This window comes from Pseudomonas sp. LBUM1657 (genome assembly GCF_059716075.1).
Genome location: NZ_CP166799.1, coordinates 5,507,783 through 5,527,459, shown reverse-complemented (window position 1 = coordinate 5,527,459; position 19,677 = coordinate 5,507,783). Strand labels below are relative to the sequence as shown.

Genomic DNA, 19,677 nt, shown 5'->3' with positions numbered 1-19,677 from the left:
CTGTCTTGGGCGGGGCCGTCCTGTTATGATGAGCGCCCCGTTGAATAGCCTCGGGGCAAAAGACGCCGTATTTAACCACAAGCGCGCAGCCGAAACCAAAGGCTGTGCCGACGCCTAGTCTGAGCATGTCCGATAAAATTGAACTTCGCGCAGAGGTGCCGTCCGAATTGGGCGGCCAACGCCTCGATCAAGTCGCCGCACAATTATTCGCTGAGCACTCGCGCTCGCGCCTTTCCGCCTGGATCAAAGACGGCCGCCTGACTGTGGATGGGGCGGTTATCCGCCCGCGAGACATCGTTCATGGTGGCGCCATTCTTGAACTGACTGCCGAGCAGGAAGCTCAGGGCGAATGGATCGCTCAAGACATCGAGCTGGACATCGTCTATGAAGACGACGACATCCTGGTGATCAACAAGCCTGCGGGCCTGGTGGTGCATCCGGCTGCCGGTCACGCTGATGGCACTTTACTCAACGCCTTGCTGCACCACGTGCCGGACATCATCAATGTGCCCCGCGCCGGTATCGTGCATCGCCTGGACAAGGACACCACCGGTCTGATGGTGGTGGCCAAGACCATTCAGGCTCAGACGCAGCTGGTAACACAGTTGCAGAGCCGCAGCGTCAGCCGGATCTACGAGTGCATCGTGATCGGTGTGGTGACTGCCGGCGGCAAGATCAACGCGCCGATCGGTCGTCACGGCCAGCAACGCCAGCGCATGGCGGTCATGGAAGGTGGCAAGCAAGCCGTCAGCCATTACCGCGTGCTCGAGCGTTTCCGCTCCCACACTCACGTGCGGGTGAAGCTGGAAACCGGTCGTACGCACCAGATTCGTGTGCACATGGCCCACATCAACTTCCCGTTGGTCGGAGACCCTGCCTACGGCGGTCGCTTCCGCATCCCGCCGGCAGCCAGTGTGACCATGGTCGAATCGTTGAAGGCGTTCCCGCGTCAGGCGCTGCATGCGCGGTTCCTGGAGCTGGATCACCCGACCACCGGTAAACGCATGAGCTGGGAATCGCCACTTCCGGACGATTTTGTCTGGTTGCTGACACTGCTCAAGCAAGACCGCGAGGCGTTCATCGGATGAGTGACTGGCTGATTCCCGACTGGCCTGCGCCTGCCGGGGTGAAAGCCTGCGTTACCACCCGTGCGGGCGGCGTCAGTCTGGCGCCGTTCGACAGCCTCAATCTCGGCGATCACGTCGACGACAGCCCCGAAGCTGTTGCCGAAAACCGCCGTCGCCTGACCGATCATTTCTCTATTCAACCGGCCTGGTTGCAACAGGTTCACGGCATCGCCGTGGCTCATGCTGACCCAAGCCAGGTAGTGACCGCCGACGCCAGTTGGACGGCAACCCCCGGTATTGCCTGCACGGCGATGACCGCCGATTGCCTGCCAGCGCTGTTTTGCGATCGTGCCGGCACGCGCGTAGCCGCGGCCCATGCCGGTTGGCGCGGGCTGGCGGCGGGCGTGCTGGAAGCCACCCTCGACAGCCTGGATTTGCCACCCTCCGAGGTGCTGGTCTGGCTCGGCCCAGCCATTGGCCCGCAAGCCTTTGAGGTCGGCCCGGAAGTGCGCGAAACCTTCGTTCTGCAACTTACTGAAGCCGCCAAAGCCTTTGTACCCAGTCCAAATGCCGGCAAGTTCATGGCCGACATTTATGAGCTGGCACGTTTGCGACTGGCTGCCCGCGGTGTAACAGCGGTCTACGGTGGCGGTTTCTGTACCGTGAACGATCCTCGCTTCTTTTCTTACCGCCGCAGTCCACGCACCGGTCGGTTTGCCTCCCTTGTCTGGCTCGAACGCTAGACTTAGCTGACCTGCATCAACGTCACGACGCTTGAATCTCCCAGAATCGACCACATCTAAGTGATATCTGGCAGGTTTCTTCATTCAGGATGTTTTATAGGTCCGGCCTGCTCAAAAGGAAGGTGACCCATGCGTATAGACCGTTTAACCAGCAAGTTGCAGTTAGCCTTGTCCGACGCCCAATCCCTGGCTGTCGGCCTTGATCATCCGGGCATTGAACCGGCGCACTTGATGCAAGCCATGCTTGAACAGCAGGGTGGTTCGATCAAACCCCTGTTGATGCAGGTGGGCTTCGACGTCAACAGCCTGCGCAAAGAGCTGACCAAAGAGCTCGATCAACTACCGAAAATCCAGAATCCCACCGGCGACGTCAACATGTCGCAGGATCTGGCGCGCCTGCTCAACCAGGCTGATCGTCTGGCCCAGCAGAAGGGCGACCAGTTCATTTCCAGCGAACTGGTGCTGCTCGCCGCCATGGACGAGAACAGCAAACTCGGCAAATTGTTGCTGGGTCAGGGTGTCAGCAAGAAAGCCCTGGAAAACGCCATCAACAACCTGCGCGGTGGCGAAGCCGTCAATGACGCCAACCACGAAGAGTCGCGCCAGGCGCTGGATAAATACACCGTCGACCTGACCAAGCGTGCCGAAGAGGGCAAGCTCGATCCGGTGATCGGCCGTGACGACGAAATTCGCCGGACCATCCAGGTGCTGCAACGTCGCACCAAGAACAACCCGGTACTGATCGGTGAGCCTGGTGTGGGTAAAACCGCCATTGCCGAAGGCCTGGCGCAACGCATCATCAACGGCGAAGTGCCGGATGGCCTGAAAGGCAAGCGCCTGCTGTCCCTGGACATGGGGTCTCTGATTGCCGGTGCCAAGTATCGCGGTGAGTTCGAAGAGCGCCTCAAATCCCTGCTCAATGAACTGTCGAAGCAGGAAGGGCAGATCATTCTGTTCATCGATGAACTGCACACCATGGTTGGCGCCGGCAAGGGCGAAGGCTCGATGGATGCTGGCAACATGCTCAAACCGGCATTGGCTCGCGGCGAGTTGCACTGCGTCGGCGCGACCACGCTCAATGAGTACCGCCAATATATAGAGAAGGACGCGGCCCTTGAGCGGCGCTTCCAGAAAGTGTTGGTGGACGAGCCGAGCGAAGAAGACACCATCGCCATCCTGCGTGGCCTCAAAGAGCGTTACGAGGTTCACCACAAGGTGGCGATTACCGACGGCGCGATCATCGCCGCGGCCAAGCTCAGTCATCGCTACATTACTGACCGGCAGTTGCCGGACAAGGCCATCGACCTGATCGATGAAGCCGCCAGCCGCATTCGCATGGAGATCGACTCCAAGCCGGAAGTGCTGGACCGCCTTGAGCGTCGCCTGATTCAGCTGAAGGTGGAATCCCAGGCGCTGAAGAAAGAAAGCGACGACGCGGCGAAGAAACGTCTGGAAAAACTGCAGGAAGAAATCGGTCGTCACGAACGTGAGTACTCGGACCTCGAAGAAATCTGGAATTCGGAGAAAGCCGAAGTACAGGGTTCGGCGCAGATCCAGCAGAAAATCGAACAGTCCCGTCAGGAACTGGAAGCCGCGCGCCGCAAAGGCGACCTGAACCGCATGGCCGAGTTGCAGTACGGGGTCATCCCGGACCTGGAACGCAGCCTGCAAATGGTCGACCAGCACGGCAAAAGCGAAAACCAGTTGCTGCGCAGCAAGGTGACTGAAGAAGAAATCGCTGAAGTCGTATCGAAGTGGACCGGCATCCCGGTGTCGAAAATGCTCGAAGGCGAGCGCGACAAACTGATGAAGATGGAAAGCCTGTTGCACCAGCGTGTGATCGGCCAGGACGAAGCGGTGATTGCCGTTTCCAACGCGGTGCGGCGTTCCCGTGCCGGGTTGTCCGACCCTAATCGCCCGAGCGGCTCGTTCATGTTCCTCGGCCCGACCGGTGTTGGTAAAACCGAGCTGTGCAAGGCGCTGGCTGAGTTCCTTTTCGATACTGAAGAGGCGATGGTGCGGATCGATATGTCCGAGTTCATGGAGAAACATTCCGTGGCCCGGCTGATCGGTGCGCCACCAGGCTACGTAGGGTACGAAGAGGGCGGTTACCTGACCGAGGCGGTGCGTCGCAAGCCTTACTCGGTGATCCTCCTGGACGAGGTCGAGAAGGCCCACCCGGATGTGTTCAACATTTTGCTGCAAGTGCTGGAAGATGGTCGTTTGACCGACAGCCATGGCCGTACGGTAGATTTCAAAAATACCGTGATTGTCATGACGTCCAACCTGGGCTCGGTGCAGATCCAGGAACTGGTCGGTGATCGTGAGGCTCAGCGCGCGGCGGTGATGGATGCGATTTCCACGCACTTCCGGCCAGAGTTCATCAACCGGGTCGACGAAGTGGTGATCTTTGAGCCGTTGGCTCGTGATCAGATCGCTGGCATTACCGAGATCCAGTTGGGTCGTCTGCGCAGTCGTCTGACTGAGCGTGAACTGAAGCTGGAACTCAGCCCTGAAGCCATGGATAAGCTGATCGCGGTAGGTTACGACCCGGTGTATGGCGCAAGACCGCTCAAACGAGCGATCCAGCGCTGGATCGAGAACCCGTTGGCGCAGCTGATTCTGTCCGGCCGTTTCATGCCGGGCGACACCGCGGTAGGTACGGTAGAAAACGACGAAATCGTTTTCGCCTGACCCAAAACGGCAGTGCAATAAAGGAGGCCTCGCATCGCGAGGCCTTTTTTTCGCCAGGCTGTTGAACTCTAAGGAAAAGGCTTGTAAAGTGCGCCCCGCAGTAAGTCGCCCTGAAGGGTTTTTGCTCCCCAAGCAGGAATCTGAAATAAGTTGCAAATCATTAACTTGAAAGCAATTTAGGGGGTTGACAGAGGTGCTTAAGATTGTAGAATAGCGCGCCTCAGACACACGAACGCAGCGATGCGAACGGGTCGAAGAGGTGAAGCAAGCTTCACAGTTGTAAATTGAAATATGTAGTTCCGTGATAGCTCAGTCGGTAGAGCAAATGACTGTTAATCATTGGGTCCCAGGTTCGAGTCCTGGTCACGGAGCCAATTTCAAACCGGGGTATAGCGCAGTCCGGTAGCGCGCCTGCTTTGGGAGCAGGATGTCAGGAGTTCGAATCCCCTTACCCCGACCATTTTTGGGTCGTTAGCTCAGTTGGTAGAGCAGTTGGCTTTTAACCAATTGGTCGTAGGTTCGAATCCCACACGACCCACCATTTTTGAAACCAGTTAACGCTGGGATCAGATCTTAAGATCAGACGCCAAAAGCGCTGATCGAAGAAGGCGACTTGTAAAGGTCGCTTTTTTTTTACCGGGGTATAGCGCAGTCCGGTAGCGCGCCTGCTTTGGGAGCAGGATGTCAGGAGTTCGAATCCCCTTACCCCGACCATATTAAAAATCCTCGTATCGAAAGATACGGGGATTTTTTTTGTCTTCAAAAAAATCGCCCAAGTCATCGCAGCGCTTACAGGCGCAAAACCGTCAGACGTAAAAAAGCCCCGCTTCTGAATGGAAGCAGGGCTTAGGTTTCAGCTACTCAACTTAGCTGTTGTCTTTCAGGTGCTCGAACAAGCCCTTCGGCATTTTTTTGCCATTGGATTCGTAGTTGGCTTTCACGTTATCAAAAGCTTCTTGTTCGTCGATCTGGCCGTCATGGTTGGTGTCGATCTTGTCGAAGTTGGCTTTCGGCGCCACTTTCAAGAATTCTGCACGGGACACCTTGCCATCGCCATCGGTGTCGGTCCGGGCCATCGATTCATCGCCACACTTGCCTTCGCCACATTTGCCTTCAGGTGTCTTCACGACCTGTTCTGCCGAGGCCAACAGGTAGCCTTGGGTCAGTGGCTGCGAAGCAAATACAGAACCGGACAACATCATGCCACCGGCCAGAACAGCGCCGAGCAGACCAATAGTGTTTTTGGTATGGGACATTTCAACTCTCCTGGGTTGCACGACACAACCGCTCGATAAGGGGGGCCACGTAAGTGCGGCGATAAACCTGTGCAGGCAGGGTGCCTTGCTCGGGTGTGGCCATTTAGCGGGCGTGGTGTATCGCTACTGTGTCGTGCAAGGGGGGAGTTTGTAAGCGAAGGGGCGCAATCGTGGGGAGAGATACAGTGAGACACAGATCTTCAGATTGATGGAGCACTAATGTGGGAGCGGGCTTGCTCGCGAAGGGGCCATAACATTCAACATTACAGTTAACTGTTACACCGCTTTCGCGAGCAAGCCCGCTCCCACACTAGACCGAGTTAGTGCAACTTGAGCCGAGGCTCAGTGCCACGCCCGATCTTGCTGCCCAGCATCAGCATCGCCGTGCGGAACGCGCCATACAGTGCCATTTGGTGCATGCGGTACAGCGACACGTAAAACATCCGCGCCAGCCAGCCTTCGAGCATCACGCTGCCGGTCAGGTTGCCCATCAAGTTACCCACAGCCGAAAAACGCGACAGCGAGATCAGTGAGCCGTAGTCGGTGTACTTGTACTCAGGCAAGGTCTTGCCTTCGATCCGCAGTTTTAGCGATTTGGCCAGCAGCGAAGCCTGCTGATGCGCCGCTTGCGCACGAGGCGGCACATTGCGATCCGTGCCCGGTTGCGGGCAGGCCGCGCAGTCGCCGAAGGCGAAAATGTTCTCGTCGCGGGTGGTTTGCAGGGTCGGCAGGACTTGCAGCTGGTTGATGCGGTTGGTTTCCAGCCCATCGATGTCCTTGAGGAAACCCGGCGCGCGAATCCCGGCGGCCCAGACTTTGAGGCTGGCGTTGATCACTTTGCCGTCGGCGGTGATCAGGCTGTCTGCGGTTACTTCGCTGACGGCTGCGTTGGTCATGACGTTGACCCCGAGTTTCTCCAGGGTTTTGTGCACAGGTCCGCCGATCCGCTCGGGCAGGGCAGGCAATACCCGTGGTCCGGCTTCGATCAGGGTGATGTGCATGTTTTCCGGTTTGATCCGGTCCAGGCCGTAGGCCGCCAGTTCATGGGCGGCGTTGTGCAGTTCGGCAGCCAGTTCGACGCCTGTGGCGCCAGCGCCGACGATTGCCACGCTGATCTGCTCGACCTTGTCGGTTTGCCCGGCATGGGCGCGCAGGTAGTGATTGAGCAATTGCTGGTGGAAGCGCTCGGCCTGTTTGCGGGTGTCGAGGAACAGGCAATGCTGCGCCGCGCCCTGGGTGCCGAAATCGTTGGTGGTGCTGCCGACTGCGATCACCAACGAGTCGTAACCCAGTTCACGGGCCGGCACCAATTCCACGCCGGCTTCGTCGTAAGTGGCGGCCAGCTGGATTTTCTTCTGTGCGCGATCAAGCCCGCTCATGCGCCCCAGCTGGAACTCGAAGTGGTTCCATTTCGCCTGGGCAACATAGTTGAGTTCGTCTTCGGAAGAGTTCAGGGAACCTGCCGCCACTTCGTGCAACAGCGGTTTCCAGATGTGGGTCAGGTTCGCGTCGACCAGCATCACACTGGCCGTGCCGCGCTTGCCCAGAGTCTTACCCAGACGGGTAGCCAACTCCAGACCGCCGGCGCCGCCGCCAACGATGACAATACGATGAGTCATGGGGATATCTCGCAAGGCTAAAAGAAATCGGTGCAATTACCCGAGCGAGCGCGATGCAGCTCATAGCGTCAGATAACTGATAAGTCGGCTCAACAGGCCTAAACCAATGGTCACTGCCAACACCACCACCAGGAGCATCCACGGCCGGAAAGGCCGGCGCTCGACACGGTGCTGGGACAGGTGCAGGTACTCTTCGACATGCTTTTGATCGTCGGGGTTCAGGCGGCTGGTCATTTTTGGGCCTCGTCAGGTAGACGTTGCTAAATGTTTAGAAGCTACAAGAGGGTTTTATCCCACGTTGAACGGAGCATAGCCGCTCTCTGGAATGGGCTCGACGCTCACCGAATCGTCCAGGCGAATGATTCCACTTTGTAACACTCGAGCGGTGATTCCGCCATGTCCACGAACGGCCTGAAAGGTCCCGGGGCCGAGGCTGTTTTGCAGGTGAGCACAGGGTTGGCACCAACCGGTGGTTTCGAAAATCGCCTGACCAATTCTGAAGCGACGGCCCTTGAGGCTGAACAGGTTGATCCCGCTGACGACGATGTTGCGACGTAAGTCCTGAGGTAGCACCGGCTGGCCATCCGCGCGGCCCATCAGCGAACTGATCACGGCCAGATGTTCCCACTGAATCAGCGTCACCTGGCGGGCATTACGCACGCCGGGACGGGCGCGATCACCGGTCAGGCCGGCCTCGAGACGCGCTTCCACAGCGTCAAGTTCAACCATCGGCGCGTGTCGCTCCGGGCGCACGCCGATCCACCGCACACGGCCGATTTGCGGCACTTCTGCGATCAACTCCTGCAATGGGCTCACAGGCTGATCCCGACGTCAAAAACAATGCTGCGTCCCAGGTTGCTGCGTAAAAAATCCGGGGCATCGGGGTGGGCGAACAGCACGCGGGCGAAGGTCGGGCCCACCAGCGACAACGAGCGCCAACCCTGACGCAGGTATTCGGTAGGCGGCGGGAAATGGCTGTTGAGGTCCAGCACTTCGCGCTTGAGGCTGGCGAAAGCGATGATGTCCAGTTCCCCCAGGTCCATGCCGCGTTCTTTGTAGTTGTGGGCCTTTTTGCGCAAGGTCGGCGCCAGTCTCAGCAAAAATTCATTGGCCGGAATCCGCCGGGGCTTCGCCTCGCGGCGTACCAGCGAACTCAGTGAAAACGCGCTGCGCCGACGTTGCAGTTCGTCGCGCCATTCGTCATTGAGGCGTCGGCCTTCGTCGAGCACGAAGAACACCTCGAAACTGGCGTCGCGAAACAGCACGTCCGGCGGTTCTCCGGCGGGGGCGAATTCGTCCGCGCGATAGGGAATGTTCAGGCCTTGCAGCAGGCGCTGGCAAACCCAACGCTCACGCTCCCATTTGCGGGCATTGGACAGGAACGCGTTGGCTTGCTCGGCCGCGATGGTCAGCAGGCGTAAATAATCTGAGTCATCCATAGGCCCAAGCTTAGCGTCCAAATACGTTCGCAAAGAAGACAATTTGTCGGAGAAGGCCGACGGCGGCCGGAGCTTCGTCGCGCCATGCCTGCACCAGTCCTCACTCAGAGCCCGGTTCAGGGCATTGCACAAAACGGATAGCGATCTGCGCACAGCGGATATTTTCCCGTGCCTGGCGTCTTTACCCTCGGCTGTACGGACGTAAGCCGTGTTACCGACGCTCTACAAAAACAACAACAAGAGATAGATGCCATGCGCAAGATTGACGTACATGAGGTTATCGACAACGCACGATTCAACCGCTTCCACTGGATGGTGCTGTTCTGGTGTGCCCTGATCATCATCTTCGACGGTTACGATCTGGTGATCTACGGCGTGGTGTTGCCGATGCTGATGAAAGAGTGGGGGCTCAGTCCCCTGCAAGCCGGGGCGCTGGGAAGTTATGCACTGTTCGGGATGATGTTCGGCGCGCTGTTTTTCGGCCCGCTCTCGGACAAGATCGGTCGCAAGAAAGCCATCACCATCTGCGTGATGCTCTTCAGCGGTTTCACCGTGCTCAATGGTTTCGCCCGAAACCCTACTGAATTTGGCCTCTGCCGGTTCATTGCCGGCCTGGGCATCGGGGGAGTGATGCCCAACGTGGTGGCGCTGATGAACGAGTACGCGCCGAAGAAAATCCGTAGCACGCTGGTAGCGATCATGTTCAGCGGTTACTCGGTGGGCGGCATGCTCTCGGCGGGGCTCGGCATCGTGCTGATCCCGAGTTTTGGCTGGCAGTCGGTGTTTTACGTGGCGGTGCTGCCGTTGCTGTTGTTGCCGTTGATCATGTACTTCCTGCCCGAGTCGGTGGGTTTCATGCTGCGTCAGGGGCGCCATGAAGAAGCGCGCAACGTTCTGCAACGGATTGATCCGGCTTACGTCGCACAATCCAGCGATCAGTTGCACATGAGCGAAGTGAAGGGCACTGGCACCCCGGTGCTGCAACTGTTCCGCGAAGGTCGAGCGCTGCGCACGCTGATGCTGTGGCTGGCATTTTTCTGCTGCCTGCTGATGGTGTACGCCTTGAGTTCCTGGCTGCCGAAACTGATGGCCAACGCCGGTTATAGCCTGGGTTCGAGTTTGTCGTTCCTGCTGGTGCTCAACTTCGGTGCCATTTTCGGCGCGGTCGGCGGCGGTGTCCTCGGTGACAAGCTCAATTTGCCACGGGTGTTGGCGGTGTTTTTCACCGGGGCTGCCGTCTCGATCACCTTGCTGGGATACAACAGCCCGATGCCATTGTTGTACCTGCTGATCGCCATCGCCGGCGCCACCACCATCGGCTCGCAAATTCTGTTGTACGCCTGTGCCGCGCAGTTCTACTCCATGACCATTCGCTCCACCGGTCTGGGTTGGGCCTCGGGTATCGGGCGCAACGGCGCCATCGTCGGTCCGCTGCTGGGCGGCGCCTTACTCGGGATCAACCTGCCGCTGCAATTGAACTTCATGGCCTTTGCCGTGCCTGGTGCGGTGGCCGCCGTCGCCATGACCGTGTTCGCCATCAGCAGCCGGCGCAGCGCCAGACAAGCGCTTGCGGGCTCGCGCCACGGATCATCTGACGGGGCTGTCGGCGAGGCCTCATGAAAGCGTTATTCCGGGACTTTTCCCTGTCGGCGGCCGTCGCCGGATTTATCGCCACGGTGATTTCCTACGCCGGCCCGTTGGTGATCATCTTTCAGGCTGCCGAGTCTGCGCACCTCTCGCGGGAAGTGCTGTCGTCCTGGGTCTGGGCGATTTCCATCGGCAGCGCCGTGCTCGGCATCGGTCTGAGTCTGCGTTACCGCGTCCCGGTGATTATCGCGTGGTCGGCGCCGGGTTCGGCGTTGCTGGTGGCGCTGTTGCCCGAGATCTCCATGCCGGAGGCGGTGGGAGCCTATCTGGTCAGCAGCCTGATTATCTTTCTCGTCGGGGTGTCGGGGGCATTTGACCGGATCATCAGCAAACTCCCCGCGGCCATTGCGGCGGCGATGCTGGCGGGGATTCTGTTCAGCTTCGGCACGGGGTTGTTCGTCTCGTTGCAGGGCAAGCCTTTGCTGGTGCTGGCGATGTTTGCCACGTACCTGATCTGCAAGCGGGTGATGCCGCGTTATGCGGTGTTGATGGTGCTGTTGGTGGGCTGTTGCATCGCTTTTCTCTCCGGTGATTTGCACCGCGAAGCGTTGGTGGTCGGCATGGCCACGCCCGTGTGGATCACCCCCGCATTCAGCCTGAGCGCGACCCTGAATATCGCCTTGCCGCTGGTGATGGTGGCACTGACCGGCCAGTTTGTTCCCGGCATGGCGGTGCTGCGTGCCAGCGGTTACCCGACGCCGGCAAGCCCGATCATCGCCAGCAGTGCGTTGGGCACGGCGCTGTTGGCCCCGTTCGGTTGCCACGGGCTGAACCTGGCGGCGATCACCGCGGCCATTTGTACCGGCCGCGAGGCCCATGAAGATCCGGGCAAGCGCTATGTGGCCGGCGTCGTGGGTGGGCTGTGTTACCTGGTACTGGGGATCTTCGGCGCCACCTTGGTTTCGCTGTTTTCAGCGTTTCCCAAAGAACTGATTGCGGCCTTGGCCGGGCTGGCGCTGTTCGCTGCGATTGCCGGGGCGTTGGCTGGCGCAATGGCCGTGCCGAGTGATCGCGAAGCCGCGCTGGTGACCTTTCTTACCACTGCGTCGGGCATGTCGTTGTTTGGTTTGTCCGCCGCATTTTGGGGGCTGATTTTCGGCATGGTCACGCACTTTCTGTTAAACGCCCGGCGTCCTGTTACCCGCAGCGAATCCGCTGCGGCTGAAGCACTTCAACCTGTCGATCAATAAAAATAAGAGAAAAAACGATGAAACAGATTTTCCCAACAACCGGTTCGGTGTTGTCCATGGCTGTTGTCTCGAGTTTCTCCGCCGGTGCGATGGCGGCGGAGGGTGGGTTCATCGAAGACACCACGGCGACATTGCAAGCGCGCAATTATTACTTCAGCCGGGACTTCTCCGACATCGTCGGCGCCAACCCGCAATCGAAGGCCGAAGAGTGGGCGCAGGGTTTCATTCTTAACGTCAAATCTGGTTACACCCAAGGCCCCGTCGGTTTTGGTGTGGATGTCATCGGCCTGCTCGGCCTCAAACTCGACAGCAGCCCGGATCGGGTCAATACCGGTTTGTTGCCGGTGCAGGATGACGGTCGCGCGGCGAATGATTACAGCCGTCTGGAAGGTGCGCTGAAGGTGCGTTACTCCAAAACCGAGCTGAAGGTGGGTGAGCTGCAACCCAACGTGCCGGTGTTGGCCTTCAGCGATATCCGTCTGCTGCCGCCCAGCTATCAGGGTGCAAGCATCAGCTCCAACGAGATCAACGGCCTGACCTTGCAAGGTGGCCACTTGAAGTCGACCAGCCTGCGCAACGAGGCCGGCGACGACAAGATGCAGGCCATGCTTGGTCATGTGCCGCAGCGCCAGGTCAGCAGCGATGGATTCAACTTTGCCGGCGCCGACTATGCCTTCAATGACAAACGCAGCTCGGTCAGTGCCTGGTTCGGGCAACTTGAGGATATCTACAACCAGCGTTTTCTCGGCTTCAAGCACAGCCAGCCGTTGGGCGACTGGACCTTGGGCGCCAACCTTGGCTATTACGATTCGCGCGAAGATGGCAAAAAGCTTCTGGGCAATATCGACAACCAGGCGTTCTTTTCCTTGCTGTCGGCCAAGCGCGGTGGCCACACGTTTTATCTCGGTTATCAGGGCATGTTCGGCGACAGCGCTTTCCCGCGTGTCTTTGCCAACATCAGCCCGCTGGGCAACGAGGTGCCGACCTACGAGTTCGCCTACACCGATGAGCGCTCATGGCAGGCGCGCTACGACTACGATTTCGCGGCCCTCGGGGTGCCTGGGCTGACCAGCACCGTGCGCTACATCACCGGCAACAATGTCGATACTGGGCAAGGGTTCGAGGGCAAGGACCGTGAGCGTGATCTCGATCTCGGTTATGTGGTGCAGAGCGGCAGCCTGAAAGGCCTCGGGATTCGTGTGCGCAATGTGATGGCGCGCTCCAACTACCGCAGCGATATCGATGAGAACCGGCTAATTCTCAGCTATACGTGGACGCTGTTATGAGGCCGTAATTAAAGATTGCTCATGCAGTTGCCCATCACCTGATAGGTCACGCGATGAGTCTGGCCCTGATGATCGATGTAGACCATGGTCGCTGGCACGACTTCGCAGGCGGTTGCGGTGTCTGTTACCGAAACTACTTCGGCGATGTCCAGCGGTTGAGCTGGGCTGTAAGGGGTGGCGGCTGGCTCGTTGCTGGCTGCCATGGCCGAGGTGGCTACAACGCTCAGAAAAAGGGTGATCAGGGTTTTCATTTTTGTGTGCTCGGTGTTGATTCTGATATCTGAATTTTAGTCTTTGCTCGCATCCGATAAAGGGGGCGGGGTCTGATTCAGCGTTGCAGGAAATGTAACAATCGCTCTTTTTGATTGGGTGTATATCCGTTCGTGTGGTGACGGCGGCTGGCGGTTCCGCCCTTACGGCGGGTCACTTTCGAAAAGCACGAAAGTAACCAAAGCGCTTTTGCCCCTCCATTCGGTGCCTCGCCCAGGCTCTGCATGCCCTCACTCCGGCATTGCTCCGGGGGCGGCAGATCTGAAGCCGAAGCAAAGCAACAGCAACGGCAAGATCAACAGCTTTGCGAGCAAGCCCGCTCCCACAGGGGAACGCGTGCGCTTGAAAGATCAGGCCGGCCGGTAGGCCGCCTCGTTTTGCTGTGGCGGTGCACGGCCCCTCGAGAGGCCGAGTGGAGGTTCTGCGCAGTGGGCAACCCGGCATGGATGCCGGGTTAGCCGCCCCCGGCCATGGATAGCCGATGGCGGCGGGCTGACCATCTCATTAGGGGCAAAAGCCCTTGGTTACTTGGGGCTCTTCCAAGTGACTCGCTGTAAGAGCGAAACCGCCAGTGGTCGCTACCGCGGAAATGGATAAACCCCCTATCGAAAAACGACCCTCCTGAGCAAAATCGAAGCGCATTCAAAGTGCGGTGTAGACTGAGAACCTGTCCTCTTTCGACAAAGACAAAGGAGTGCACCCCCGCCATGATCGGCGCCGAGTTACTGTCACCTGAATCCCTCACGGTGGGCTGGTTGATCTATGTGCCGGTGCTGATCTGGGCCATCGCGCGAGTCCCGTGGGTCGAACTGTTCAGCGACAGCCGCCGCCAACATCTGTTGTTCGGCACGGTGTTCGCACTGTTCATGCTCTGGCTGGTGCGACGGGATTTCGATACCGGCGTGTCCTACCACTTTATCGGCATGACGGCGGTAACTTTGCTGTTGGATTGGCCGTTGGCGATTGTCGGCGGGTTGGTCGCGCAAGCGGGATTGGTGCTGCTCGGGCGGCAGGATCTGGCGGCGATGGGGGTCAACGGCGCGTTGCTGATTCTGCTGCCAGTGCTGGTCACCGAGTGCTGCGCAATCCTGGTGGAGCGAGCGCAGCCGCGTAATCCCTTTGTGTATATCTTCGTTTCCGGTTTTTTTGCAGCAGCGTTGTCGGCGTTGCTGTGCCTGCTGCTGGCGTTGTGGCTGCTGTGGTTCGACGAACGATTCGCCATGCCGTACTGGCTGGAAGATTTTGTCGGTTACCTGTGGCTGATCATTTTTCCGGAAGCGTTCATCAACGGCATGGTGGTCAGTGCCTTGGTGGTGTTCTGCCCGGAATGGCTGGAGACCTTCAATCGCACACGCTACCTCTCGGCACCCTGGAAAGACGACGATCCGAAATCTTGATCCACATCAAATGCAAAAAACGCTGACGCTCCCATGCTCCGCAAAACCTTCAGGAGTATCGAAATGAGTGTCTACGAATGGGCAAGGCAGGAGTTGCGCCAGAGTCTGGATACGGCGCAAGAGGTGGGGTTTGACCCGGGGTTGAGCCTGCGCGCCTTGCTCAGCGCGGTGGTGCAGCAGAGCAAGGCCATGCGCAGTGTCGAGGATCTGGCCGATAAGTTGCGGTTTCTCGCCGAGAACCTCGACGAGGGGCAGGACTACGGCTTTATGCGGCCCTGATGGTCGGATCAGTGACGCGGGTCGAAGTCTTCGCTGAACAGTTCATCCTCGGCATCCGGGCTCACCGGAATCTTGTGTTCTTCCGATGCCCAGGCGCCCAGGTCGATCAGTTTGCAGCGGTCCGAACAGAAGGGCCGGAATTTGTTGTCAGGGGTCCATTCGACAGGGGCGCCGCAGGTTGGGCATTCGACGGTTGGGGTTTGGCTCATGACTGGCCTCCACGCAAAGTAAGGTAATAGTGATGCAGGCGTTCGACCTCGCTGTGCAGCCAGGCGAGGTCGCGGTCGTTGACCACCACGTCGTCGGCATGGCTCACGCGATCCTGGCGGCTGGACTGAGCCTTGAGGATCGCCTGGACCTGTTGTTCGCTGGTCTGGTCACGCTGCAGGGTGCGTTCGATCTGTAGTTGTTCCGGAGCATCGATCACCAGGACCCGTTGGGTCATGGCGTATTGTCCGGACTCGATCAGCAGCGGCGAAACCAGAATCGCGTAAGACGATTGTGCCTTGGCCAGATGATCGGCGATTTCCTCGGCGATCAGCGGATGCAACAGCGCTTCGAGCCAGAGGCGTTCCTCCGGCACCTCGAAGATCAGTTTGCGCAGCGCACTGCGATCCAGTTGCCCATCGGCTTGCAACACGCCGGGGCCGAAGTGGTCGGCGATTTTTGCCAGCGCCGGGCGACCCGGTTCCACCACCCAGCGAGCGGCATGATCGGCATCCACCACGTGCACGCCCAGGTCGATGAAGTGCTGGGCGGCCGCGCTTTTGCCGCTGCCGATGCCGCCGGTCAGGCCGAGAATCCAGGGTTTTTCCACAGGGGTATTCATTTCAAACCGACAAACTGCCAATAGAAGTCGGTTATTTGACCACCCCAGAGCAAGGCAATCCAGCCGGCAATCGCCAGATAGGGGCCGAAGGGGATCGGCGTCGAGGTTTTCGCGTTGCGCAGGCGCAGCAAAATCATGCCGAGAATGGCGCCCACCACGGACGACAACAGGATAGTCAGCGGCAAAATCTGCCAACCGCCCCAGGCGCCGAACATGGCCAACAACTTGAAATCCCCGTGGCCCATGCCGTCCTTGCCGGTGATCAGCTTGAACAGCCAGAACACCGACCACAGCGCCATGTAGCCGGCAATCGCACCCCACAGCGCCTCGTGCAACGGCACGATCAGTTCGAAACTGTTGACGATCAGTCCCAGCCACATCAGCGGCAGCACCAGCACATCGGGCAGCAACTGATGCTCGACGTCGATCAGGCTCATGGCCAACAGGCCCCAGGTCAGGACCAGCACCAGGCAGGCAGACCAGCCGAAGCCGAAGTGCCAGGCAATGAACGCCGACAACAGGCCGCAGGCCAACTCCGTCAACGGATAGCGTTTGCTGATGGGCGTCGCGCAATCAGAGCAGCGCCCACGCAGGAACAGAAAACTGAGCACGGGAATGTTTTCCCAGGCGCGGATCCGGTGCCCGCAGTGGGGGCACTGGGAGTGGGGCAGCAGCAGGTTGTAAGTCGGGAGCGGTGTTTCGGTCGACAAGCCGAGGATGTCTTGAGCCTGCACTCGCCATTCACGCTCGAGCATTTTCGGCAGACGCCAGATCACTACATTGAGGAAGCTGCCGACCAGCAGGCCGATCACCAGGGCGATGACGATGAAGGCCTGCGGGTAGAGGGTCAGAATTTCATTCAAGGGCATGTCAGATCGCTGAGCCGAGTTGGAAGATGGGCAAATACATCGCAACCACCAGGCCGCCGACGATAACACCCAGGACCACCATGATGAACGGCTCCATCAGGCTGGTGAGGTTGTCGACCATGTTGTCGACTTCGGCCTCGTAGAAACTCGCAACCTTGTCGAGCATGTCGTCCAGGGCGCCCGACTCTTCGCCAATGGCGGTCATCTGAATCGCCATGTTCGGAAAGACGCCGGAGGCACGCATCGAAAAATTCAGCTGCATGCCGGTAGAGACGTCTTGCTTGATCCGCAGCACCGCGCGCTTGAACACGATGTTGCCGGTGGCACCGGCCACTGAATCCAGTGCTTCCACCAACGGTACGCCGGCGGCGAATGTCGTCGACAGGGTGCGCGCATAACGGGCCACTGCCGACTTGTACATCAGTGTGCCAATCAGCGGTAGTTTCAGCAGCCAGGTGTCCATCCGGTCCCGAAAGCCTTGTGACGTTTTGAAGGCATGACGCACGCCGAAAACCGCTGCGATCAACACACCGAGTACCATCCACCACCATTGCTGCAGGAACTCCGAAAGACCGATGACCATCACGGTGAAGGCCGGCAGTTCGGCGCCAAACCCCTTGAACACCGACTCGAATTGCGGCACCACCTTGACCAGCAGAATCCCGGTGACAATCATCGCGACGACCACCACGGCCAGCGGGTAGGTCATGGCTTTCTTGATCTTGGCCTTGAGGCTTTCGCTCTTTTCCTTGTAGGTCGCCACCCGCTCCAGCAGGGTATCCAGCGCGCCCGCCTGCTCACCGGCGTCCACCAGGTTGCAGTACAACTCATCGAAATATTGCGGCTTTTTACGCAGGGACGCAGCGAAGCTGTTACCCGCCGCGACTTCCTGTTTGACCTCGTCCACCAGTTTGCGCATGGCCGGGTTATCGAAGCCTTCGCCGATGATGTCGAAGGACTGCAACAGCGGCACACCGGCTTTCATCATGGTCGCCATCTGCCGGGTGAACAAAGCAATGTCCTGGGCCTTGATGCGCTTGCCCATGTTGAAAATCGAGACGGATTTCTTGCGCACCTTGCCGGGGTTGATGCCCTGCTTGCGCAACTGAGCCTTGATCAACGCCGGGTTCTGACCGCTCAGTTCGCCGGTCATTTTCGTACCTTTGCGGTCTGTACCTTCCCAGGCGTACACGCTGATTTTTACTGCTTTGACCGCCATGTTCAGTCCTTGGTGACCCGATTGATTTCTTCAAGGCTGGTGATGCCTTGCATCGCCTTGTGCAGGCCCGAAGTACGCAGGTCGTTGAAGCCGTCCTTACGCATCTGGATATCGATTTCCAGTGAATTGCCTTCGGCCATGATCAGCCGCTGCAAATCCTGTGTGTTCTTCACCACTTCATAAATCCCTACGCGTCCTTTGTAACCGCCGTTGCATTGATCGCAACCGACCGGTTCATAGATCGTGAAAGAACCGATGCGTTCCTCGGGGAAGCCTTCCTTGAGCAGCGCCTCGCGGGGGATCTCGATGGGTGTCTTGCAATGGCTGCACAGTTTGCGCGCCAGGCGCTGGGCGATGATCAGGCTGACCGAGGTGGCGATGTTGAATCCTTGAATCCCCATGTTGTGCAGGCGTGTCAGGGTTTCCGCGGCGCTGTTGGTGTGCAGGGTCGAGAGCACCAGGTGCCCGGTCTGGGCGGCCTTGATGGCGATTTCGGCGGTTTCGAGGTCGCGGATCTCGCCAACCATGATCACATCCGGATCCTGACGCAGGAACGAGCGCAGCGCCTGGGCGAAGTCCATTCCCTGCCTGGGATTGACGTTGACCTGGTTGATGCCTTCCATGTTGATCTCCACCGGGTCTTCGGCGGTGGAGATGTTGATGTCCACCGTGTTGAGAATATTCAGCCCGGTGTAGAGCGACACGGTCTTGCCCGAGCCGGTAGGCCCGGTTACCAGAATCATTCCCTGCGGCTGCTTGAGCGCGGCCATGTACAGGTCTTTCTGATCCGGCTCGTAGCCGAGGGCGTCGATGCCCATTTGTGCGCTGGACGGGTCGAGGATCCGGATCACCACTTTCTCGCCCCACAGGGTCGGCAGGGTATTGACCCGGAAGTCGATGGACTTGCTCTTGGACAGGCGCATCTTGATCCGCCCGTCCTGGGGTTTGCGCCGCTCGGAAATGTCCAGGCTGGCCATGACTTTCAACCGCGCCGCGATGCGGTTGGCCAGTTGAATCGGAGGCTTGGCGACTTCGCGCAGCATGCCGTCGGTGCGCATCCGTACGCGATAGCTTTTTTCGTAGGGCTCGAAGTGCAAGTCGGAAGAGCCACTCTTGATCGCATCGAGCAACATCTTGTGAACGAAGCGCACCACGGGTGCATCGTCGGAATCTTGCCCGGCGATGGCGTCCTGTCTGTTGTCATCAGAGGATTCGATGTCCACACCATCGAGGTCGACGTCGGCCATGTCTTCCAGGCCGGTGCTATGACTGTCGAAGAATTTTTCGATGGCATCCGAGAGCTTGTCGTCTTCGACCAGGATGGCTTCGGTGCTGAGCCCGGTGCTGAACTGGATATCGTTGATGGCCTGATGATTGGTCGGGTCGGAGACGCCCACGAACAGCTTGTTGCCGCGCCGCCAAAGGGGCAGGGCATGGTGCAGGCGGATCAGTTTTTCGCTGACCAGGCCCTTGGGTTGGGTTTCTTTGTCCAGGCAGCTGAGATCCAGCAAGGCCATGCCGAAGTGTTCCGAAGCGATCTCGGCGACCTGGCGGCTTTTCACCATTTTGTTCTGCACCAAGTAACTGACCAGAGGGATTCGGTTACGTAGGGCTTGCTGATACGCCTGTTGCGCGCTTTTGTCAGTGAGCAGCTCGGCCAGGACCAGTTGCTTGGCCAGACCGCTAAGGGCGATGTCATTCATTGGGATACCAGACGCAGACAGTTCATGACTTATAGCCTAGTCAAGCCGAGGAACCAAACCAGGGGTGCCGAGGTGACAAAAAGTGTCAGATAGTGCGGATCCTGGGGGTAGGAAAGGGCGGTGCGTTGCTTTTGCGCCCCGAAAACAGGAGCTGCAGGTATTGGCACGCG

19 protein-coding genes and 4 tRNA genes are annotated in these 19,677 nt (G+C 58.9%); 12 read left to right on the top strand and 11 right to left on the bottom strand.

The window, feature by feature from the left end; genetic code table 11:
* Positions 1–125: 125 nt before the first annotated feature.
* The 7 genes from rluD to ACA055_RS25530 all read left to right on the top strand — a co-directional run bounded on the left by rluD (position 126) and on the right by ACA055_RS25530 (position 5,218).
* A complete protein-coding gene (gene rluD, locus ACA055_RS25560; protein ID WP_140681055.1) occupies positions 126–1,088 on the top strand; it encodes a 23S rRNA pseudouridine(1911/1915/1917) synthase RluD in 963 nt (320 codons plus the stop codon).
* Positions 1,085–1,810, top strand: a complete 726-nt coding sequence (gene pgeF / locus ACA055_RS25555) for a peptidoglycan editing factor PgeF (protein WP_497681130.1) — start codon at positions 1,085–1,087, stop codon at positions 1,808–1,810. Before rluD ends, pgeF begins: the two co-directional genes overlap by 4 nt.
* Before the next feature lie 129 nt (positions 1,811–1,939).
* A complete protein-coding gene (clpB, locus tag ACA055_RS25550; protein WP_497681129.1) occupies positions 1,940–4,504 on the top strand; it encodes an ATP-dependent chaperone ClpB in 2,565 nt (854 codons plus the stop codon).
* 298 nt (positions 4,505–4,802) lie between these two features.
* Positions 4,803–4,878 (top strand) — tRNA-Asn (locus ACA055_RS25545).
* A gap of 9 nt (positions 4,879–4,887) precedes the next feature.
* Positions 4,888–4,964: transfer RNA gene (locus ACA055_RS25540), tRNA-Pro, on the top strand.
* A gap of 5 nt (positions 4,965–4,969) precedes the next feature.
* Positions 4,970–5,045, top strand: a tRNA-Lys gene (locus ACA055_RS25535).
* Between the two features lie 96 nt (positions 5,046–5,141).
* Positions 5,142–5,218 (top strand) — tRNA-Pro (locus ACA055_RS25530).
* A gap of 152 nt (positions 5,219–5,370) precedes the next feature.
* Here the strand turns inward: ACA055_RS25530 and ACA055_RS25525 are convergent.
* The 5 genes from ACA055_RS25525 to ACA055_RS25505 form a co-directional block, all read right to left on the bottom strand.
* Positions 5,371–5,760, bottom strand: coding sequence for an HvfA family oxazolone/thioamide-modified RiPP metallophore (locus ACA055_RS25525; RefSeq protein ID WP_497681128.1), 390 nt, complete (start codon positions 5,758–5,760; stop codon positions 5,371–5,373).
* 320 nt (positions 5,761–6,080) lie between these two features.
* Positions 6,081–7,379 (bottom strand): NAD(P)/FAD-dependent oxidoreductase, encoded by a 1,299-nt coding sequence (locus ACA055_RS25520; protein ID WP_497681127.1) that lies wholly within the window; start codon positions 7,377–7,379, stop codon positions 6,081–6,083.
* Between the two features lie 60 nt (positions 7,380–7,439).
* Positions 7,440–7,613 carry a DUF3094 domain-containing protein gene (locus ACA055_RS25515; protein ID WP_032830895.1) on the bottom strand — a complete coding sequence of 58 codons (174 nt, stop codon included), beginning with the start codon at positions 7,611–7,613 and terminating at the stop codon, positions 7,440–7,442.
* Between the two features lie 54 nt (positions 7,614–7,667).
* Complete coding sequence (locus ACA055_RS25510; protein ID WP_497681126.1) at positions 7,668–8,195, bottom strand: MOSC domain-containing protein; 528 nt, start codon at positions 8,193–8,195, stop codon at positions 7,668–7,670.
* On the bottom strand, positions 8,192–8,818 hold the full coding sequence (locus tag ACA055_RS25505) for a DUF1780 domain-containing protein (protein WP_008154887.1): 627 nt from the start codon (positions 8,816–8,818) through the stop codon (positions 8,192–8,194). The genes ACA055_RS25510 and ACA055_RS25505 overlap by 4 nt, the downstream gene beginning before the upstream one ends.
* Before the next feature lie 252 nt (positions 8,819–9,070).
* Between ACA055_RS25505 and ACA055_RS25500 the strand changes: the two genes are divergently transcribed.
* From ACA055_RS25500 to ACA055_RS25490, 3 genes are read left to right on the top strand one after another with little or no spacing between them, the layout of a single operon-like run.
* Complete coding sequence (locus ACA055_RS25500) at positions 9,071–10,438, top strand: aromatic acid/H+ symport family MFS transporter (RefSeq protein WP_497681125.1); 1,368 nt, start codon at positions 9,071–9,073, stop codon at positions 10,436–10,438.
* Positions 10,435–11,655, top strand: a complete 1,221-nt coding sequence (locus ACA055_RS25495) for a benzoate/H(+) symporter BenE family transporter (protein ID WP_497681124.1) — start codon at positions 10,435–10,437, stop codon at positions 11,653–11,655. The genes ACA055_RS25500 and ACA055_RS25495 overlap by 4 nt, the downstream gene beginning before the upstream one ends.
* A 17-nt stretch (positions 11,656–11,672) precedes the next feature.
* Positions 11,673–12,941, top strand: a complete 1,269-nt coding sequence (locus ACA055_RS25490) for an OprD family porin (RefSeq protein ID WP_497681123.1) — start codon at positions 11,673–11,675, stop codon at positions 12,939–12,941.
* Positions 12,942–12,949: 8 nt separating this feature from the next.
* On the opposite strand, the gene ACA055_RS25485 is transcribed toward ACA055_RS25490, so the two are convergent.
* Positions 12,950–13,192 (bottom strand): DUF2790 domain-containing protein, encoded by a 243-nt coding sequence (locus tag ACA055_RS25485; RefSeq protein WP_497681122.1) that lies wholly within the window; start codon positions 13,190–13,192, stop codon positions 12,950–12,952.
* 726 nt (positions 13,193–13,918) lie between these two features.
* On the opposite strand from ACA055_RS25485, the gene ACA055_RS25480 reads away from it, so the two are divergent.
* Positions 13,919–14,608, top strand: coding sequence for an energy-coupling factor ABC transporter permease (locus ACA055_RS25480; protein ID WP_497681121.1), 690 nt, complete (start codon positions 13,919–13,921; stop codon positions 14,606–14,608).
* Between the two features lie 63 nt (positions 14,609–14,671).
* Positions 14,672–14,887, top strand: a complete 216-nt coding sequence (locus ACA055_RS25475; RefSeq protein ID WP_497681120.1) for a hypothetical protein — start codon at positions 14,672–14,674, stop codon at positions 14,885–14,887.
* A gap of 8 nt (positions 14,888–14,895) precedes the next feature.
* Here ACA055_RS25475 and yacG read toward each other — a convergent pair whose 3' ends face one another.
* The 5 genes from yacG to pilB are packed head-to-tail and all read right to left on the bottom strand — an operon-like array spanning position 14,896 to position 19,507.
* The gene (gene yacG, locus ACA055_RS25470; protein ID WP_497681119.1) at positions 14,896–15,096 is read right to left on the bottom strand and encodes a DNA gyrase inhibitor YacG; all 201 of its coding nucleotides are present in this window, start codon (positions 15,094–15,096) and stop codon (positions 14,896–14,898) included.
* On the bottom strand, positions 15,093–15,716 hold the full coding sequence (gene coaE, locus ACA055_RS25465; protein ID WP_497681118.1) for a dephospho-CoA kinase: 624 nt from the start codon (positions 15,714–15,716) through the stop codon (positions 15,093–15,095). The genes yacG and coaE overlap by 4 nt, the downstream gene beginning before the upstream one ends.
* On the bottom strand, positions 15,713–16,585 hold the full coding sequence (locus ACA055_RS25460) for a prepilin peptidase (protein ID WP_497681117.1): 873 nt from the start codon (positions 16,583–16,585) through the stop codon (positions 15,713–15,715). Before ACA055_RS25460 ends, coaE begins: the two co-directional genes overlap by 4 nt.
* Position 16,586: 1 nt before the next feature.
* Complete coding sequence (locus ACA055_RS25455; protein ID WP_497681116.1) at positions 16,587–17,804, bottom strand: type II secretion system F family protein; 1,218 nt, start codon at positions 17,802–17,804, stop codon at positions 16,587–16,589.
* Between the two features lie 2 nt (positions 17,805–17,806).
* The gene (gene pilB / locus ACA055_RS25450; RefSeq protein ID WP_497681115.1) at positions 17,807–19,507 is read right to left on the bottom strand and encodes a type IV-A pilus assembly ATPase PilB; all 1,701 of its coding nucleotides are present in this window, start codon (positions 19,505–19,507) and stop codon (positions 17,807–17,809) included.
* Positions 19,508–19,677 lie beyond the last annotated feature (170 nt).

What these genes read in the sequence shown, in the direction of transcription:
- rluD (WP_140681055.1), top strand. Translation starts at nt 126, where the DNA reads ATGTCCGATAAAATTGAACTTCGCGCAGAGGTGCCGTCCGAATTGGGC.
- pgeF (WP_497681130.1), top strand. Translation starts at nt 1,085, where the DNA reads ATGAGTGACTGGCTGATTCCCGACTGGCCTGCGCCTGCCGGGGTGAAA.
- clpB (WP_497681129.1), top strand. Translation starts at nt 1,940, where the DNA reads ATGCGTATAGACCGTTTAACCAGCAAGTTGCAGTTAGCCTTGTCCGAC.
- ACA055_RS25525 (WP_497681128.1), bottom strand. Translation starts at nt 5,760, where the DNA reads ATGTCCCATACCAAAAACACTATTGGTCTGCTCGGCGCTGTTCTGGCC.
- ACA055_RS25520 (WP_497681127.1), bottom strand. Translation starts at nt 7,379, where the DNA reads ATGACTCATCGTATTGTCATCGTTGGCGGCGGCGCCGGCGGTCTGGAG.
- ACA055_RS25515 (WP_032830895.1), bottom strand. Translation starts at nt 7,613, where the DNA reads ATGACCAGCCGCCTGAACCCCGACGATCAAAAGCATGTCGAAGAGTAC.
- ACA055_RS25505 (WP_008154887.1), bottom strand. Translation starts at nt 8,818, where the DNA reads ATGGATGACTCAGATTATTTACGCCTGCTGACCATCGCGGCCGAGCAA.
- ACA055_RS25500 (WP_497681125.1), top strand. Translation starts at nt 9,071, where the DNA reads ATGCGCAAGATTGACGTACATGAGGTTATCGACAACGCACGATTCAAC.
- ACA055_RS25495 (WP_497681124.1), top strand. Translation starts at nt 10,435, where the DNA reads ATGAAAGCGTTATTCCGGGACTTTTCCCTGTCGGCGGCCGTCGCCGGA.
- ACA055_RS25490 (WP_497681123.1), top strand. Translation starts at nt 11,673, where the DNA reads ATGAAACAGATTTTCCCAACAACCGGTTCGGTGTTGTCCATGGCTGTT.
- ACA055_RS25485 (WP_497681122.1), bottom strand. Translation starts at nt 13,192, where the DNA reads ATGAAAACCCTGATCACCCTTTTTCTGAGCGTTGTAGCCACCTCGGCC.
- ACA055_RS25480 (WP_497681121.1), top strand. Translation starts at nt 13,919, where the DNA reads ATGATCGGCGCCGAGTTACTGTCACCTGAATCCCTCACGGTGGGCTGG.
- ACA055_RS25475 (WP_497681120.1), top strand. Translation starts at nt 14,672, where the DNA reads ATGAGTGTCTACGAATGGGCAAGGCAGGAGTTGCGCCAGAGTCTGGAT.
- yacG (WP_497681119.1), bottom strand. Translation starts at nt 15,096, where the DNA reads ATGAGCCAAACCCCAACCGTCGAATGCCCAACCTGCGGCGCCCCTGTC.
- coaE (WP_497681118.1), bottom strand. Translation starts at nt 15,716, where the DNA reads ATGAATACCCCTGTGGAAAAACCCTGGATTCTCGGCCTGACCGGCGGC.
- ACA055_RS25460 (WP_497681117.1), bottom strand. Translation starts at nt 16,585, where the DNA reads ATGCCCTTGAATGAAATTCTGACCCTCTACCCGCAGGCCTTCATCGTC.
- ACA055_RS25455 (WP_497681116.1), bottom strand. Translation starts at nt 17,804, where the DNA reads ATGGCGGTCAAAGCAGTAAAAATCAGCGTGTACGCCTGGGAAGGTACA.
- pilB (WP_497681115.1), bottom strand. Translation starts at nt 19,507, where the DNA reads ATGAATGACATCGCCCTTAGCGGTCTGGCCAAGCAACTGGTCCTGGCC.